Annotated in this window: 12 protein-coding genes; 9 read left to right on the top strand and 3 right to left on the bottom strand. The window is 45.5% G+C overall.

Translation table 11 applies throughout. The features are described from left to right. Positions 1–19: 19 nt before the first annotated feature. Positions 20–361 carry a hypothetical protein gene (locus tag VJ374_RS03920; RefSeq protein ID WP_029340963.1) on the bottom strand — a complete coding sequence of 114 codons (342 nt, stop codon included), beginning with the start codon at positions 359–361 and terminating at the stop codon, positions 20–22. Between the two features lie 60 nt (positions 362–421). Then, positions 422–799, bottom strand: coding sequence for a truncated hemoglobin (locus tag VJ374_RS03925; protein WP_329470227.1), 378 nt, complete (start codon positions 797–799; stop codon positions 422–424). A gap of 138 nt (positions 800–937) precedes the next feature. Between VJ374_RS03925 and addB the strand changes: the two genes are divergently transcribed. From addB to VJ374_RS03970, 9 genes are all read left to right on the top strand, one after another. Next, positions 938–4,369 (top strand): helicase-exonuclease AddAB subunit AddB, encoded by a 3,432-nt coding sequence (addB, locus tag VJ374_RS03930; protein WP_329470229.1) that lies wholly within the window; start codon positions 938–940, stop codon positions 4,367–4,369. Further along, positions 4,366–7,917 (top strand): helicase-exonuclease AddAB subunit AddA, encoded by a 3,552-nt coding sequence (gene addA / locus VJ374_RS03935; RefSeq protein ID WP_329470231.1) that lies wholly within the window; start codon positions 4,366–4,368, stop codon positions 7,915–7,917. Before addB ends, addA begins: the two co-directional genes overlap by 4 nt. Before the next feature lie 198 nt (positions 7,918–8,115). After that, complete coding sequence (locus VJ374_RS03940; protein WP_035409361.1) at positions 8,116–8,493, top strand: response regulator; 378 nt, start codon at positions 8,116–8,118, stop codon at positions 8,491–8,493. Beyond that, positions 8,474–11,017 (top strand): HAMP domain-containing sensor histidine kinase, encoded by a 2,544-nt coding sequence (locus tag VJ374_RS03945; RefSeq protein ID WP_329470234.1) that lies wholly within the window; start codon positions 8,474–8,476, stop codon positions 11,015–11,017. The genes VJ374_RS03940 and VJ374_RS03945 overlap by 20 nt, the downstream gene beginning before the upstream one ends. 84 nt (positions 11,018–11,101) lie before the next feature. Beyond that, entirely contained in the window at positions 11,102–11,482 is a 381-nt protein-coding gene (locus VJ374_RS03950) for a DUF1516 family protein (protein ID WP_056060012.1), read from the top strand. 139 nt (positions 11,483–11,621) lie between these two features. After that, entirely contained in the window at positions 11,622–12,620 is a 999-nt protein-coding gene (locus VJ374_RS03955; protein ID WP_035409355.1) for a class I SAM-dependent methyltransferase, read from the top strand. 106 nt (positions 12,621–12,726) lie between these two features. Next, positions 12,727–14,217 (top strand): phytoene desaturase family protein, encoded by a 1,491-nt coding sequence (locus tag VJ374_RS03960; protein ID WP_035409353.1) that lies wholly within the window; start codon positions 12,727–12,729, stop codon positions 14,215–14,217. After that, on the top strand, positions 14,214–15,695 hold the full coding sequence (locus VJ374_RS03965) for a phytoene desaturase family protein (RefSeq protein WP_035409351.1): 1,482 nt from the start codon (positions 14,214–14,216) through the stop codon (positions 15,693–15,695). The genes VJ374_RS03960 and VJ374_RS03965 overlap by 4 nt, the downstream gene beginning before the upstream one ends. Beyond that, positions 15,655–16,488 carry a phytoene/squalene synthase family protein gene (locus VJ374_RS03970; protein ID WP_035409348.1) on the top strand — a complete coding sequence of 278 codons (834 nt, stop codon included), beginning with the start codon at positions 15,655–15,657 and terminating at the stop codon, positions 16,486–16,488. The genes VJ374_RS03965 and VJ374_RS03970 overlap by 41 nt, the downstream gene beginning before the upstream one ends. Positions 16,489–16,909: 421 nt before the next feature. Here the strand turns inward: VJ374_RS03970 and VJ374_RS03975 are convergent, their stop codons facing one another. Further along, positions 16,910–18,382 carry a phytoene desaturase family protein gene (locus tag VJ374_RS03975; protein WP_035409346.1) on the bottom strand — a complete coding sequence of 491 codons (1,473 nt, stop codon included), beginning with the start codon at positions 18,380–18,382 and terminating at the stop codon, positions 16,910–16,912. Positions 18,383–18,388: the final 6 nt, after the last annotated feature.

The following is an 18,388-nucleotide window of genomic DNA, read 5'->3' on the forward strand; positions in this document are numbered from 1 at the left end:
GGACGGCTTCTTTTATGTCTTAAAGGAATCGTTTCCGTAAAGAAGTCGAAAGTGCTTTGTCTGCGATTTCTTCTAGTTCCGTCAAGTTCGTCGGATCAAAGCTATCATTGTAGAACCGACCTACAAAGTCGACACGGTCGTAATCGAGTTCCTTGAAAATCAAGTGTTTATGATCGTCATAAAAAACGACACGGTAGTAATCAGAACCGCGTTCAAGGGTGACGAGACCTTTGATATGGTCCAATTTTTTTTGTTCTTCGGTTTGTTCTTCTTCGAGTGTATCGTCCTCGTTCGTCGATGCTTCTGCTTGCTCAATCGCATTCTTTACGAGTTCCGGTCGTTGTTCTTGTTCTTCCGTCATGTTATATCGCCTCCATTTATTATTTTACATGGAAATGGACAGATGAGAAAGAAAAATCCCTCAGTCCATCTGGTGTGCTTCGCAAACACGTAAGACATTCGTTGCGCCAATCCGTAATCGCTCGAGGAGTTGGAGTCGCGCTTCTTCATTTGGAATCGTATCAAGAGAAGCTATTTCCATCAGTTCCAACCAACGGATGGCATGCTCTTTTCGAATCGGCAATAGCCGGTGAATCATCGCTAAACTCGTCGGCGGTTGATTCGGATCGCGTGGACCTCCTGTCATTTGGGTCAAGAAGGCGAATTGTGCCTGTTCGACACGGTGTCGATCATCAGGGAATAACGGACGCAATAAGGAATCATGGTAGACTTGATGATAGAACGAATGAATCAAAGAGGTGAGTACTTGCTCGCCTCCAAGCATTTCATAGAGCGACAAAAATCATCACCTGCCTTACATTAGGATGTGTTCTGATTATAGCAAATCCATATCGAAAAGACATGCGTCGAAAACAGTACATTTGTTCTTATTTGTGCGATAATAATGATACATAAAAACGTAGAGGAGGTTTTCTTGATGAACCATATGCACATTGGTCGTGCTGGTAGTGGGAAAACGACACAATTGATTGAGCGCGTCGTACAAGAACTCGAGCAACGACCACTAGGCGAGAAGATGTATTTCATCGTTCCGGATCAGATGTCATTTGAAATGGAGCGTCGGATTGCGACAGATGAACGGATAGCAGGTCTTGTTCGTCTCGAAGTCATGAGTTTACGGCGCTTTGCGTTTCATATTTTACGCGATTACGGAAATCAAGCAATTCCATTTCTCGATGAGACAGGAACACAATTATTACTCCGACAGGTCGTCGAGGAATCAGAAGACGAGTTAAAGATTTTTAAGCGTACGAAAAATATGCCAGGATTTTTCCAAGGACTTGATGAACTCATCGCGTCGTTTAAACGCTCATTGATCGAGCCAGATATGTTGCGTCAAGTGAGTGATTGGTCTCTCGAACGGTCACCAAAATTGAACGACCTTGCGTTGATTTATGAGCGCTTTGCGGAACGAATCGTCGATAAGGCACTCCATGCGGATGATTATTATACGACGTTACTTGAGTTGCTTCCGAAAGCGCGACTGGATCAAGCGACGATCATCGTCGACGGATTTTATGAGTTTTCGCTTCAGGAACAACAAGTACTGCTTGCCTTGATGCAACAAGTGGCTGAAATGCATATTAGTTTTACAATGGACGCGGCGGATCCTTATGCAAAACAAACGTCTTTTGGTGTGTCCCAGCGTTGCTACATGCAGTTGATCGGGCAAATGCAGGAACAATCGATTCCGTACGAAGAAATCTTGTATGAACAGCCAATCAAATTTCAATCAGAAGGGCTACGGCATTTAGAGCAGGCCTTGTTAAAGCCAGGTTATCCATCTGTCGATCATGACGTTGACGGCTTTCAGATGACAGCTGCAGTCAACCGGCAAGTCGAAGCAGAATCAGCCGTGCGGAAAGCGATTCAACTTGTTCGACAAAAAGGGTATCGATTTCATGAAATGGCATTCGTCGTACGACATCTTGAACCGTATGCGGATCACTTGGAACGAGCCTTCCACATGTATGATGTTCCGTATTTCTTGGATCAACGTGAGTCGATGATCCATCATCCGCTCGTTGACTTGATTCAATCTGCTTTAGACATCGTGACATCGGGTTATCGGGAAGAAACGGTCTTTCGTTTACTGAAGACGGAGCTCTTACCGATTCCAGCAGAAGATGCGCGTCTAGCGCTCGATCGTTTCGAGACGTTCGTGCTCGAACGCGGCATCAAAGGGTCGATGTGGCAACAACCGTGGCAATTAAAGCGACGCTTAGCAGAGGAAGTTCGCTTAACGGAAGAGGAAATCGCGCAAGAAGAGGAATTGAATCATCTCCGTACGTTCGTCGTCGACTTGATTGAACCGTTACACCGTCGGTTAAAGCAGGCAAAGACGATGAGCGCGTATACGAAAGGTCTTTATCAATTCCTCGAAGAACAAAAAATTGCAGAACATTTAATGGAATGGCGCAAGCAAGCATTAGAGCAAGATCAGTTACTTGCTGCTCGGGAACATGATCAAGTGTATGAAGCGATTCTTCACCTATTCGAACAGCTAGAAGCTGCTGCGCCTGAGCATACTTTATCGACGGACTTGTTCGTCCAAATGGTCGAGACAGGACTTGAGAGTCTGCGTTTTGCACTTGTCCCCCCATCGCTTGATCAAGTCATTGCGACGGATTATGTGCGTGGACGATTGCAACGAGTGAAAGTCGTCTTTTTACTGGGAGCGAATGATGGTCTGATTCCGTTCGTCCAAGATCAATCGAAGTTACTGTCCGAAAATGATCATGACTTTTTACATGAACATGGTATTCCGGTCGGAAAAGCGTCCCTCGATGTGTTTGATGATGAACTATTTTATCTGTATCAAGGGATGATGGCTCCAAGTGAAGCATTGTATGTCAGTTATGCGCTTGTCGATGAAGAAGGAAAGGCGTTGCAGCCGGCGGCAATTACGAAACAATTGAAGCGGCAACTGTTGCTTGATCGTCCGATCAAAACACAGTTTGCGGAGGCTGGCGAACATGCACCGCAAGAACAACTCGATTTCGTGACGAGTCCCGATCGCGCGGCAGCAGCGACGGCGATTGAACTCCGCCGTTTGCAACGACGTTATCCGATTCAGCCAATTTGGTTTCAAGTATATAATTCACTTCTTGAAAACGGACAAGGACGCGAACGAATGGGTCTATTCTCAAGTGCCTTGTTCTATCAAAATCAAGCGGAAGCGTTACCGGAAGGGTTGGCGCATCGCTTATATGGCGAGTCTCTGCAAGCGAGCGTTTCGCGTTTTGAAACGTATAATGCTTGCTCGTATAAACATTTTGCTCGGTATGGACTTCGTTTACGCGAGCGAAAGCTCTATAAATTCGAAGCGCCGGACATCGGAAATCTGTTCCACGGCGCATTAAATGATCTGTCGCTCAGTATCAAAGCTTCCGGACGGCACTGGCGCGAGCTCGATAGTGAGACATGTGGAACACTTGCGAAGGAAGCTGTTGAAAAGGTGACACCAGAAATCCAGAATGCAATTTTGATGAGCTCAAGTCGATTTGGTTATATCAAGAAAAAGTTGACGGATGTCGTCGAACAGACCGCTAAGATGCTCGTCGAGCAGGCGAAGCGAACGGATTTTGAACCAGATCTATTTGAAATCAGTTTTGGGAATGCGACGTTTCCACCATTACGCTTTACGCTACCAGACGGAACGGAAATTGAATTCACAGGACGCATTGACCGTATTGATCAGGCGATGATCGGTGACCAGTTATACGTCCGTATCATAGATTATAAGTCGAGTGCACGAGGACTGGATTTTGCGGAAATCTATTACGGACTCGCCATACAGATGTTGCTGTATTTGAAAACAGTCGTGGAACAGTCAGAGTTGCTGTATCAACAGCAGGCAAAACCTGCTGGTGCGCTGTATTTCCATGTTAAAAATCCGATGCTACGAGGCGATTTATCTGCTGATGAAGCAGAACGTAATCGACTATTACTCGAGTCCTATCAGATGCAAGGCGTCATTCTCGAGAATGATGAGGTACTGCGAGCGATGGATCATATTGCATACGATGAACGAAAAAAATCCCCACTCGTCAAAGTGACCTTCACGAAAAATGGACTGCATAAATCACAGACGAAGGGTGTTGTACAAGAGGCAGATTTATCGGCACTGATGGATCATGCGTGGGAGGCATTAAAAGACAGCAGTCAAGATATCTATGATGGGGATATTGCAATCAATCCATTCGATTATCAGGAACGGACACCGTGTAGTTTCTGCGAATATCGTTCAGTCTGTCAATTCGATGAATCACTCGGAAATCAATATCGTCCATTAAAACCGATGTCTGAAAAAGAGGTACTGGAACGATTGAAGGAGGATGAAGAATGAGCGTGAGTTGGACGGAAGAACAACAACAAGCCATTTCAGCAAGGGGAGGACATATCTTAGTCTCAGCAGCTGCTGGATCAGGGAAAACAGCTGTCCTCGTCGAACGGCTGACGCAACGATTGATCGATCCCGAAGATGAGTTGTCAGCGGATCGGATTCTTGTTGCTACCTTTACGAATGCAGCAGCGCGTGAGATGAAAACGCGAGTCATTGAGGTCATGGATCAGCGTATCAAAGAGGCACCGGATGATCTGTATCTAAAAAAACAACGTCAATTAATGAACCGGGCACAAATTACGACGATCCATTCATTCTGTCTATCGATTCTACGTGAGAATTATTACCGGATCGGTTTGGATCCGGCGTTTCGGATTGCTGACGAATCTGAACTGTTATTACTGCAAGATGATGTCTTAGAAGCGGTCTTTGAGTCGTTCTATGCCTCTGAGGATCCGGGATTCTATGATTTGATCGATAGTTATACATCAGATCGGGACGATCAAGCGATGCTTTCGCTGATTTCAAATCTCTACCGTTTTTCTCGATCCTTACCTGATCCGGAAGCGTTTTATGCGCATTTAATCAATCAGTACGATCAACCAATCGATCCGGATGAGTCTCCGCTCATGCAACGATTGGTCGAACTGGAATGGGAGACGTTGTCGAATCTACTAGGACGTTATCGAGAACTTGCTTTTGAATTGGAACAGTCCGGATATACGGAAATGGGACAGATGATGCGACAGGATATCGCTCCTTTTGGAGTACTTGAAACGTCAGTACGGCAATGGTCGATGGTTGCTCTTGCGTTTCAAGCAGTAGAATTCGGTCGTTGGAAAAGTCCGCGCGGAGATGAAGGCATCAAACCGTTCCAGACAGAGCGGACACGACTCGTTGCAGAATTCAAGAAAATGAAAGAACTGTTTGTCCAAAAAACAGGTGTCGATTACTTGGAGGATTTACGATCACAGCTCCGACATGTAGAAACGATTGTTACACTCGTGCGTCAATTCGCAAATGATTATCTCGAAGCGAAACAACAACGTGGAATTGTTGATTTTTCGGATCTTGAACATTTTGCATTAGAGATCTTGACGGAAGAGGGACAACCGTCGGATGTGGCAAAACTTCTAAAAGAACGCTTCGTTGAGGTACTGGTCGACGAATACCAAGATACGAATGAAGTCCAGGAACGCATCATTCAACTGGTTTCGAAAACGGACGAGGCAACAGGGAATCTATTCATGGTCGGTGATGTCAAACAGTCCATTTACAAATTTCGACATGCAGAACCAGGATTGTTCCTGGAGAAATTCAAACGATTCCAGCAGACCGACGTCGGAACACGCATCGATTTAACAAAGAACTTCCGCAGTCGCCTCGAGGTGTTGGATGGAACGAATCAAATCTTCCGCCAAGTCATGGATGGGACAGTCGGAGAAATTGATTACGATGAAGCGGCGCACCTTCGACTCGGTAATTTAAGTTATTTAGAATCAGAGCAAGTCGACCCTGAATTACTCTTGATTGATCCGCTTGATAGTGAAAAAGAAGAAGTTGAAGCACGAGCGATTGCAACACGAATTCTAGAACTCGTCGACTCTAAACATCCACATCTGATTTACGATGCGAAATCGAACCGATTCCGGACATGCGAATACCGTGACATCGTCGTCTTGGCCCGTTCGCGCGGCAAGCGTGTTCAGGCACTCGTTGAAGTACTCGAACAGTATGAGATTCCGGTCTATGCAGATACGACGGGCGGATATTTCCAAGCGACGGAAATTCAAATCATGATGGCGTTACTCAAGACAATCGATAATCCACTTCAAGATATCCCGTTCGCCAGTCTGTTACGATCGCCGATTTTCGGTGTGGCGGATCGTGATCTAGGGCGGATTCGAGCAAAACAAAAAGAAGGAAGCTTTTATGAGGCGGCACTCGCGATGGCGACAGAGGAATCAGCACTTGGTATTCGAATAGACGAGATCATCCGTCAGATTCAAGCATGGCGAACCGAAGCACGTGGGAGTGCGCTTCCTGCCTTCATTCGATCATTGTTTGATCAGACTGGCTATTTTGAGTATGTCGGCTGTCTCGCTGGAGGCAGAAGTCGTCAAGCTAACTTAAATGCCTTATATGAGCGGGCAAAGCAATATGAGACGTCCGGTTATCGTGGGCTATATCGTTTTCTACGCCTGATCAATCGGTTGATCGAACGAGGAGAAGACTTCGCAGAAGCCCGTTCGCTTGGAGAAGACGAGGACGTCGTTCGAATCATGACGATCCACCAATCAAAAGGACTCGAGTTCCCCGTGACGATTGTCAGCCAATTGACGAAGCAATTCAACAAACAGGATCAAATGCAGGCCATTCAGTTGCATAAGACGTATGGCATTGCTCTAGACGCCATTGATCCGATTCGTCGTTTGCGATCTGGAACGCTATTGAAGGAAGTCATCCGTCGGGAAATGGATCGCGAGATGAAGGCAGAAGAGATGCGCGTCTTGTATGTTGCGATGACTCGAGCGAAGGAAAAATTGATTCTCGTCGGGACAGTCAAGGATTTAGAAGATCAAATGGTGGCCTGGCAGATGACGCCACTCGACGAAGTCTTACTACCTGAAAATGACCGGCGCCAAGCGAAGAGTTATGCGGAATGGGTCGTTCCCGCAGTCTTACGCAGTAGTTTACTACGTCCGGATGAGACGAACTGGTCGATTCGCATGATGTCTTTAGAGGAGTTAGCACCGTATCAAGAAATCTCAACACTCGTGGAGCAACTCGAACACGTCCAAAAGCTTGAAAAAATTGATGTGCCCGTCAATACGCACGTCAAAGAAATCGTTGAATCGGCATTTTCGTATCAGTATCCGCATCTACTCGCGACAGAGACGGCAGCGAAACAGACCGTTACGGAACTGAAGCGCGCGGAACAGTTGGAACGCGCAGCATTTGAAACGACGTATCGCCAGACGACGTATTACCGAACGCCACAATTCCTTGGACCTGTACTTAGTGGAGCGGAACGAGGAACGGTCCTACACCTAGCGATGCAATTATACAAACCGGATACAGCGATTTCAGAACAGATCGATCAATGGGAAACGATGGAACGAATCACACCTATCGAAGCGACGACGATGCGGGAAGCAACACCACAGTTGCAAGAGTTCCTAGACTCCGAGATCGGACAATTGTTCAGCGAACGACTACGGACAAACCACGTCTATCGAGAGTTACCGTTTACGTATAAAATCGGAGCATCACGTTTTCGGAAAGACTGGACGGGTCCAGTGGATGACGCAGTCATGCAGGGAATCGTCGACTGCTTGATTCAGGATGGGGAGTCATATATCTTACTCGACTATAAATCGGATCAAATCGTTACGACGGAAGTCGGACAGACACCTGCTGATGTGTTACGTGAACGGTATGCGACTCAATTGAATCTATACCAAGAAGCATTAGAAGCTATTCTTCATATTCGAATCTCGCGGAAAGTCATTTATGCTTTTGCTTTAGGAGAAACGATTGATTTAGTTTAATTTTACGACTGAGACCTCTCTTGTCCTCCTACTTCAGGTAGAGGCGAGGGAGGTTTTAGTATAGTTCGAAAGAGGGATGAGGAATAAAGGAATAAAATCAAGGTATGGAGTGATTTCCGTTTCTTATTGTGAAAAAACTGTGTAAAATAAAGAAGATATGTCACTTTAATGATGGATAATTTTGGGAGGTTTTAATAGATGGCACGTATTTTATTAGCAGAAGATGAAGATGTCTTACGTATGTTGGTACTTGATACACTAGAAGATGAAGGATATACGATTGATGAAGCGACGGACGGAGACGAGGCATATCAAAAAATCATGAACACGGAATATGACCTCGTTCTGTTGGATTACATGATGCCTGGGATGACAGGAATCGAAGTCATCGAAAAAGTTCGACAACATCCAGATAAGCAACACTTGAAAATTATGATGTTGACCGCTAAAAGTCAACAATCTGATCGAGAGCGCGCGGAAGAAATCGGTGCAAACTACTTCTTTTCGAAACCCTTTAGTCCTCTTGAGTTGATTGATGTAGTAGGAGGAATATTGAGTGATCACCAAGTGGATTAATCGAAAAATCGGACGCCAACTTATGGCATCCTTTTATGTCGTATTAGCTACATTGATGATTTCATCATTGATCGTCTACAACTACACGGATACGAAATTGCAAGCGACACGGGCGAAATTAGAAGACATCCGAGATCGCAGTGCACGCGCAGGGGCTCTATGGGAAGAATGGCAGGATGTTCAATTCAACATGCGTGGCTATGCCTTGATGGGAAATGAAGAATTGTATACCCAAGTTATGGCTCAACAAGATAAGATTGCTCAGCAAACGGATTGGTTCGAAAAAAATGCAATCTACGATCAAGGAAAGGCATTCGCCCAGTCCTCGAGAGAACTATATCAATACTATTTCGATGCAATCTTGCCGCTTGTTCAATCCTATGTCAAAGCGAAAGAGTCAGGAGATATTACAGAATCCTTCTTGAAAGGAACGACGCTAGCTGAATTGCCACTCGGTCAAAAGTTGTTAACTGAAGGAAAGATTCAGTTAGATAGTCAAGGAAACATCGATGTATTATCAGAGATTAATAAAAGTGAACTGGCACTCGGCGGTTATCGTGAATTTTTGGAAGATTGGGCACAACGGACAAGTGATCAATTGGAGCAGGAAATCCGAACGACGCAACTGATTTGGTTAGCGAATATCGTCGTTTTGATCGCTGTTTTGATCTTCTTCATCTATCCATTCATTCGTCGCATCACGATTGAATTATTGTCTCTCGTTAAGAACAGTCAACGGCTTGCGAATGGTGAAGATGTTTTAAGCGTCAAAGTACCGAATCGTAAAGATGAGATTGGTATTTTAGCACTATCGTTTAATCAGATGGCAAGTTCGATTTCTGAGAATAAACAGCATCTATTGGCAAAAAATGAAGAGTTGCAAGCCCAGCAGGAAGAATTACAAGCGCAGCAAGAAGAATTGCAAGCACAACAACAGGAACTTGAAGAAGCATTGGAACTGACGATGCGCAATGAACAACACCTTCAGTACCGGAATGATCTGACAGAGACGCTCGCGGCACGTGAATCGTTGACCGCTTATCCGGAAATCATCGAGAAGCTCGTCACGATCACGGATTCTGAAATTGGTGCATTAGTATTCGTCGATGAGGAAGAGAGTTATTCCGTCGTCACCTATGGTATGACGGATGAACTGGCAGAGCAGTTACTTCAAAACGATGCGTCACTGTTAAAACGAGCAGAATCACTCAAGACACCAGTTCACTCCTCTAAACAAGTCGTGAGCAATCATCCGTTACCGTACCCGTACTATATGTATGAAACGGCTGTGCCGATTCTCGATCCAACCGCAGATGATATCATCGCGTATATCTATCTGGTCCGTTACCGCGATCAGTTTACGAATGAACAGATGCGGGATGTCATGTCCTTCTCTCGTCAATTGTCGTTATCCCTTCTCCGGATGCGTTTGTTTGACGAGATGACGAGAGAAAAAACGAAAACGGAACGGATTCTCGATTCAATTCGTGAAGCGGTCATCTATCTTGAGCCAGGGAAAGAAGAGGTTTTCGTCAATCGACCACTGTACGATCTATTCCCGGAACTGCGATATGGTGTCCAGGCGGAACAAGAAACACTTCAAACATGCTTAGAAGTCATTCAATCCGTCGTCGATGAACCGGAAAACTTCAGTCGATATGTTGATTCAGTTCTTCGGGGAGAATTACCGACAGATAGTCTACAGTTCTCGATTAGAAACGAAACGGTATTCATTCAATTTTATGTCGAGGTGATTCACATTCATCAGGTGCATAAAGGAACGATGCTTGTCATGCGGGATGTGACGAAAGAAACCGAAATGGATCGTTTGAAATCAGAACTCGTTTCGACTGTATCTCATGAACTTCGAACACCGCTTTCTTCGATTTATGGTTTTACAGAGCTCATGCTCAATAGAGATATTGAAGAATCGCGCCAAGATCGATACTTACGGACGATCCATTCCGAAACAGAACGTCTTGCGAATCTCGTCAACGATTTCTTAGACGTCCAGCGCATGGAGTCAGGTACACAATCGTACAAAAAGACATCTGTGAACATTCATGCGATTGCTGAAGAAACGACACACTTTTATGCGGCTTCGACACAAGCCCACCGGATTACGTTCCGTCACGAAGGAAATCAGTTGCCTGTCATTGAAGCAGATGAAGAAAAAATCAGACAGTTACTCAATAATTTATTGAATAATGCGGTGAAATACTCACCATCTGGTGGTGCGATTGATGTCGTACTCACGACATCACGTGATCAAGTCATTCTTCAAGTTCGGGATGAGGGAATCGGGATTCCGAAACAATCACTCAGTCGTCTATTCGAAAAGTTTTACCGCGTCGATAACTCGGATAGTCGGAAAATCGGTGGTACGGGCCTTGGTCTAGCCATCTGTAAAGAAATCGTCACCGGTCATGGGGGAGAAATTCATGTGGAATCGGTCGTAAGAGAAGGGAGTCTTTTCACTGTCAAAATCCCACTCGTTCAGTCCACACATGTGACAATCTCCTGAATAAACCATATAGCAACAAAATAACACTAGGTGTTCGTACGGAAATCAGATACGATGAAATAGGAAAAGAAAGGAGGAAATGAAATGCCAATCACAGCATTCGTTCACACACACGTCTTACTTTGGGTACTTTTATTGGTTACGTTCTTCGTCGCGTTTTCGATGTACAAGAACAATAAGAAAGCCGCAAAAGGCATTCATATGGCGTTCCGTCTTCTGCTTTTATTGACGTTCGCGACAGGTCTTTACCTGTACATTAAAATCATGGGGGTGTCTGAAAATCCAGATCCACTCTACCATGCGAAGATCACAGCAGGTCTTTTGACGCTCATCTTCGGAGAATTGACACTCGTTCGTGTCAAAAAAGGAAAAGCCTATTCCGGTTTCGTCATCGGATTCATCGTGCTTGTCCTTGTGACAGTATTCCTTGGCTATTCGCTTCCATACGGTATGAAGTTTTTCTGATTTTATGCGAAATCAAAGAGTCCTTTTCGACCTTTTGGGTCGAAAGGACTCTTTTTGTCGTGTCTGCTAGTAATTTTTGTTTACAAGTGGTTGTTATTTGGGAAAAGGGATGTATTACACAGTAGAGAGGGGAACGCTTGTGGCACAGTTGAAGGAATGGACGAAGGTCTTCCGGGCACGGAAATGGATGAAACGCGCAGAACCGGTGTTACCACTCTGGCATGGATACATCGGTTATAAATATGGGTTATTCGATGCTCTTCAATCGGGAGCGACGCAGGCGGAAGCGCAACTACGGATGCGACGTCCGCTGACACAGGAAGCGTTATCCCGCTGGTTTGAGGTTGGCGTAGCTGTCGGTCATTTAAAGAAAAAAGATTTACGTTATACGGCGACGCGTCATGTATTGCCAGAACTTTCTCAATCAGACGATCGTAGTATCGGTTTTATGTTATCTGAGATGATGGAGCTACATTTACCCGCCTTGTTCTCTTATCCACAATTCCTAGAAGAGGGGCAACAGAAAGTCTTTAATGGAGAAGAACATGGCGACATCGTTGCCGAAACGTCGGCACTTGTCGAGACCGTTGCTTTCCCGGCTGTACGTCATATCATTCGAAGTCGCAATCTGACATCACTGCTCGATATCGGCTGTGCCTATGGCGGTTATCTTCGCAAAATTCATGAAGCGTTACCTGAATTGCGGCTCGCTGGAATCGATATTGAAGAGTCGGTCATCGCCGAAGCGAGACGACGAGATACGAGTGGAGAGATTGACTTCGTCGTCGGAGACATCAAAACGTTTGACGTAAAAGAAACGTATGATGGTGTCATGATGAATAATATTTTGTATTACTTCCCACAACCGGAACGTCTTGCTTTACTAAAAGGGGTACGCCGTTTTGTCAAAGATGATGGAACAGTCATTCTCGTCACTCCACTTCGTGACAGTTCACATGGTGCACCGTTCTCAGCAGCATTCAATGCCTTTATGACACTGCATGAGAATTTGTATCCATTACCAAGCCAGGAAGAATTGAAAGAAGATTTATCGAAAGCTGGGTTTGGAAATATTTCGATCACACCATTCTTAAAAGAAGGTGCTTGGTATATCGTGACTGCAAACGCCACTTCCTAAGCGAAGTCTGGCGTTTTTACAGTTGGAAGACAGTTCAAATTTGTCGCTCTTACTATGTGCTTAGTATAATAGTTGAAACGATGAGAGATAAAAAGGAGAGATTTGGGTGAAGCGACGCGTAGCAGTGATAGGAGCAGGACCAGGGGGACTTGCATGTGCCTTGTTATTAGCAGGAAAAGGAGTAGACGTCACCGTTTATGAAAAACAACCGCAAGTCGGTGGACGAACTTCTGCCGTCAAGCTAGGTGAATACACATTTGATCGAGGACCGACTTTTCTTAATATGCCGCATATTTTAGAAAACGTCTTTCACGAAGCCGGTCTACGGTTAGAAGATTATTTAGATCTAAAGGCACTTGATCCGATGTATACACTCTATTTCAAAGGTGGAACAGAACAGTTTACGATGACGACGGATCGGGACCGGATGAAAGAGACGATCGAGCGCCACTTTCCGGGAAATGGGGAAGGGTACGATCGATTCATGGCAGAGCAAGCGTTAAAGCTCGGTAAGTTGATGCCGATTCTACAGACACGTCATGACCGATTAACGGACTACTTGTCACCGCGTGTCTTAACAGCACTTCCGCGTCTCTCACTCGGGCGATCACTTTATGATGTCTTGTCCGACTATTTCACGAGCGAAGAACTGAAGTATGCCTTTACGTTCCAAGCGAAGTACTTAGGGATGTCGGCTTGGGAATGCCCAGGAGGTTTCTCCATCTTGTCTTACATGGAACATGCATACGGTGTCCATCATCCGATTGGTGGGATGCACCAGGTGCCACTTGCGATGCAACGTGCCATCGAAGAACTCGGTGGAACGGTTCAGTTAGGTACAGGCATCAAGCAATTGATCTTAAACGGCAAAGTCGTCGAAGGGGTCATCCTTGAGTCAGGTCAGCATGAGTTATTTGATGAAGTCATCGTCGGTGCTGATTTCGCACATGCGATGAATCACCTTGTACCGGAAGGAGTACTGAAAAAATGGTCCCGACCAAAAATTGATCGCAAAAAATTCTCGTGTTCGACGTTTATGTTGTATCTTGGCGTTAATCGGACATTCGATGCGCCACATCACACGATTTATTTTGCGGAAGACTACGAGAAAAACGTTCGCGAGATGACGCAGACTTTAGAATTATCCGATGATTTTTCATTTTATGTTCAAAATCCATCCGTTCTTGATCCGACACTAGCACCTGAAGGAAAGTCCGCCATGTATGTGCTAGTTCCGGTTCCGAACAACTACTCGGAACTCGATTGGTCGATCGAAGGACCAAAATTACGTCGACGTGTTCTGGATACGCTTGAAACGCGTTCACCGTATCAAGGGATTGAAGCGGCAATCGAAGTCGAAGAGATGTTCACGCCGGACGATTGGGAAGCGATGGGGATCCATCAAGGAGCGACGTTTAACCTTGGGCATCAGTTGACACAGATGATGTATTTCCGACCGCATAACCAGTTTGAAGAGCTGGATCACTTGTATCTTGTCGGGGGAGGCACACACCCAGGGAGCGGCTTACCAACGATCTTCGAATCCGCGCGTATTACGGCAGAACTCGTGCTCAAAAAAGAAGGGGTGCGGACATGAAAATAGGATTCGTAGGAGCAGGCGTCGGAACACTGCATGCAGCACTTTTGCTGACAGCAAGACATCCGGGAGTCGAGATTACGATTTTTGAAAAAGAAGCGCATGTCGGTGGTCGATTACGATCCGTCGATTTTGAATCCGGTGGACGCATCGATGAAGGTCCGACAATCGTCCTGATGCCAGGTAAGTTGAAAGAGCAGTTGGCAGAAGCAGGCGTGACGGGAGTAAAACTCGAACGGGTGGATCCATTGTATGACCTTCACTTCGACGACGGGACCGTCGTTACGAAAGTATCTGATGTCGTGGACCAAGCCATTGCGATCGAACGCCAATTCGGCGAAGGTCGTGGATTTTATGAATTCATGCATCAAAAAGAAAAGGATTATAAGACGAGTGTATCGAAATTTTTAGAACGTGGTTATCGTCGGAAAACGGAGCTGTTGCATCCAGAAATGATGCGTCCATTATTACAGATGCACGCTTTAGAGACAGCGCATGATCATTTGAAGCGATACTTCAAGAGTAAATATTTGCGCATGGCATACAGTTTCCCCACATTTTATATCGGAGGAAATCCGTATACGACACCATCCATCTATGGTTTGATTCCATACCGGGAACAAGCAGAAGGTGTCTGGTATGTAAAAGGCGGTTATTTCTCGCTTGCTGAACGCATGTATGACACATTAGTCGAACGAGGTGTCCGGTTCGTCTTCGAGGCACCCGTTGAACGAGTCGTCGTTGACCAAGGACAGGCGAAGGAAATCGTCTTACAAGGTGGAACACATGAAGCATTCGATCAAATCGTACTAAATGGAGAATTTCCATTAATGGAACGTCTTGTGGAAGGTAAACAACCTAAAACATATACTCCTTCAGGCGGGACGCTATTGCTGTATTTCAAGATGAAAGGGAAAGTTGACTTACCGGTGCATCGATTTTTGATGCCGAATGACTTGGAACCACTCATGACAAACATCTTTAAAAAAGGACGATTACCTGAACATCCGGCAGTCTATCTGTTCCATCCGAGTCAGATTGATCGTAGTTTAACAGGAACGGACGATAGCGTCGTCTATTCATTAATTCCTTCTCCTCGTGGCTATGGTGTGAAAGATTATGAAAAAGTAGACTTCGTCGAGACCGTACTCGAAAAAATCGAGCATCATCATCCGGGATTTCGGGAAAAGATACAAGAAATGAAGATTCGTACACCGAATGATGCACAGGCATTTGGACTATACGAAGGTGGCAGTTTTGGAATTGCTCCGACGATTCGTCAATCAGCTGCCTTAAAGACACAGGCAAAACCATATCCAGATATCGATCGACTATATGCCGTCGGTGCATCGGTGCATCCGTGTGGAGGAGTACCAGTCGTCATGATGGGCGCAACGATACTCGTAAACCGAATGGAACAAGAGATGGGGTGGAAACATGAATTCAGTGACGATCCAGAACGCGTATATCAAATGTGAGGAAGTCATTCAGTCCGGGTCTAAAACGTTCTATAAAGCCTTTTCACTCTTACCAAAAGCAGATCGACAAGCTGTTTATGCGATTTATACATTTTGCCGGTTCCTTGACGATACCGTCGACGAATCGGATACACCAAAAGAAAGTTTAATGGCTTTTTTGAATGAATTCAAACGATTCCGCAATGGTGAAGTACTAAATAAACCGTTATGGATTGCGTTAGCAGATGTATTTGAACGTTACGAAATGGATGAGACACCCTTTCTCGAGCTCGCGGAAGGTATGCGTTGGGACATCGAGAAAAATCGTTATCAGACGCTTGAGGAGACAGAGCAATACAGTTATTACGTAGCGAGTACTGTCGGTTTAATGTTATTGCCCATCCTTGCACCGCAACAGCCTGATCTCCGTAAGTCTGCTATTGATCTTGGAATCGCGATGCAATTAACGAATATTTTACGAGATGTTGGTGAAGATGCAAAACGCGGGCGCATCTACTTGCCTCATTCATGGATGGAGACATACGGTGTCACAGCGGAGTCGTTACTCGCTGGTCGCCCTTCAGGAGACTTTATCGGTCTCTGGGAAGAAGTTGCACTTCGAGCAGAGCATCTGTATGATGCGGCGATTCCATCGTTTGATTGGTATCCGCGGGAGAGCAGACGCGCTTTAAAGGCAGCTGCCTTCTTATACCGTGGTATCCTCGATGCGGCACGGGATAATCATTACGACGTCTTTACGAAACGGGCGTACGTCAGCCGTTGGCAAAAGATGAAGTTGCTCGCAACGATTTAATACAAGACCATAGAAAAAAGACCTTGGCGGGGACCAAGGTCTTTTTTCTATGGTCTGAGACCGGGGAGTCTCAGATTACTTCTACACCAGAGCGAACATCTGGACTACGAGATAGGTCTGTTTCGACCACGGGGATGGTCTTTTCTTTATCGAGCTATCTGTGGACCATTCGGATGAGACGATCTAAGGGGGAACGTCGTAAGTCATGCGAATGGACACACGATGAGTCACGTGATGAAATGGGTGGGTCCCATTTGATTTCGCTGGTTAGAAAAAGTAAGTTCTTCAACGCTCTTGACTCGGGGAAGTCACCTTGCGCTTGATTGAGGATGTGGGGTCAATCACTACCTCTTGAACTCGAAGTAATCGTATCAAATCTTAGTTGTCCGTACAAGTGATTGATATGCAATTCACATAACGTTCACAGGGTAGCGGCGACAGCAGAGACGATTCGTTCACTTGCTAGTTTTCCTGAAAGCGTAACCATTGGACTACCACCACCAGGATGCGTTGATCCACCGGCAAAAAACAAATTGTGAACATTCTTTGAACGGTTGCTCGGACGGAGGAAAGACGACCGGATGCCATTGGATGACAAGCCATACAACGAGCCGTGATAAGCAAAGAAGGTTTGTTCGATATCCTGTGGTGTGACCCGTTGTTCGTAGACGACATCTGATGAAATATCAATTCCAAACGACTGCAACCGTTGATTGATCAGTTGATCATACGTATCAAAATCAATCGCATGTCCAGTATCTGTCGCAGGCGCGTTGACGAGTACAAACAGATTGTCACCCGCTTGTCCCATTTCTGGGGCTGTGACGGAAGAATTGGAGATATAGATCGTTGGTTCCTCCGCATAACGTTTTTCATCAAAAAGTGCTTTGAACTCTGCTTCGTAATCTGAAGAGAAGAAGACGTTATGATGAGCCAGTCCTTCGATTCGACGTGAGAGACCGATGCAACGGACATAGGCAGAAATGGACGGTTCGACTTGAGCAGGCGTCGGGTTTTTAAAATCAGGTCGTGCGGTTTCTGAGATCAGACGTGGATATTGTGTCAACAAATCACCGTTCATGACGACGAAGTCGACGGGTAGATACTCTAAATGATTCAATTCGATTTCCGTTGCTTGTCCGTCGACGACTTCGATCTGTGTCACCTCATCTCCAAGTCGGAAGACGACACCGAGTTCTTTTGCACGTCGAGCGAATCCTTCTGCGATTGCTGTATTGCCCCCATTCGTGAAGTAGACGCCGTCATTCAATTCTAAATGAGCGATTAAACTGAAGGTAGCAGGTGTTTGATACGGACTGCTCCCGATATATGTCGCATAACGATCAAGTGCCTGAATTAACTCTTTATCCTTAAAGTAGTGTTTATGCAGTCCATGGAGACTTTGAAAGGGATGCACTTTTAGCATGTCACGCCAAAGGGAAGGGCGGACATATGAATCGATATTTGTGAAAAATTGTCGTTTGGCGATCGTATGCAACTTCGCGACTTCCTCTTGGTAACCGGTAATATCGTTTTTCGCCAATTGACCGTTCGTGAAACGATCTACTTCTGTTCGCATCGCTTCTCGCCCAGACGAAAAGGTTAACGTGCGTCCGTCTGAAAAGTGATTGATCGTATGGCGCTCGAGTTTCGTAAATGTAAAGTATTCATCGGGATCTGCTCCGGACTCGAGAATGACAGACTGAAAGACTTCCGGCATTGTGATCGTATTCGGTCCGAAGTCGAAGCGATGTCCTTCTGTGACGATCGGCATCATCTTGCCGCCAATATGTGCATTACGCTCGACGACAGTGACACGAAACCCTTTTGCCGCTAATGAAATGGCGGCGCTGAGTCCACCAAGACCGGCTCCGATGACAGCTATATGTTTCATACTATT

This window comes from Exiguobacterium sp. 9-2 (assembly GCF_036287235.1).
In the GTDB taxonomy this organism is placed as follows: Bacteria; Bacillota; Bacilli; order Exiguobacteriales; family Exiguobacteriaceae; genus Exiguobacterium_A.

What these genes read in the sequence shown, in the direction of transcription:
- VJ374_RS03950 (WP_056060012.1), top strand. Translation starts at nt 11,102, where the DNA reads ATGCCAATCACAGCATTCGTTCACACACACGTCTTACTTTGGGTACTT.
- VJ374_RS03940 (WP_035409361.1), top strand. Translation starts at nt 8,116, where the DNA reads ATGGCACGTATTTTATTAGCAGAAGATGAAGATGTCTTACGTATGTTG.
- addA (WP_329470231.1), top strand. Translation starts at nt 4,366, where the DNA reads ATGAGCGTGAGTTGGACGGAAGAACAACAACAAGCCATTTCAGCAAGG.
- addB (WP_329470229.1), top strand. Translation starts at nt 938, where the DNA reads ATGAACCATATGCACATTGGTCGTGCTGGTAGTGGGAAAACGACACAA.
- VJ374_RS03920 (WP_029340963.1), bottom strand. Translation starts at nt 361, where the DNA reads ATGACGGAAGAACAAGAACAACGACCGGAACTCGTAAAGAATGCGATT.
- VJ374_RS03970 (WP_035409348.1), top strand. Translation starts at nt 15,655, where the DNA reads ATGAATTCAGTGACGATCCAGAACGCGTATATCAAATGTGAGGAAGTC.
- VJ374_RS03965 (WP_035409351.1), top strand. Translation starts at nt 14,214, where the DNA reads ATGAAAATAGGATTCGTAGGAGCAGGCGTCGGAACACTGCATGCAGCA.
- VJ374_RS03975 (WP_035409346.1), bottom strand. Translation starts at nt 18,382, where the DNA reads ATGAAACATATAGCTGTCATCGGAGCCGGTCTTGGTGGACTCAGCGCC.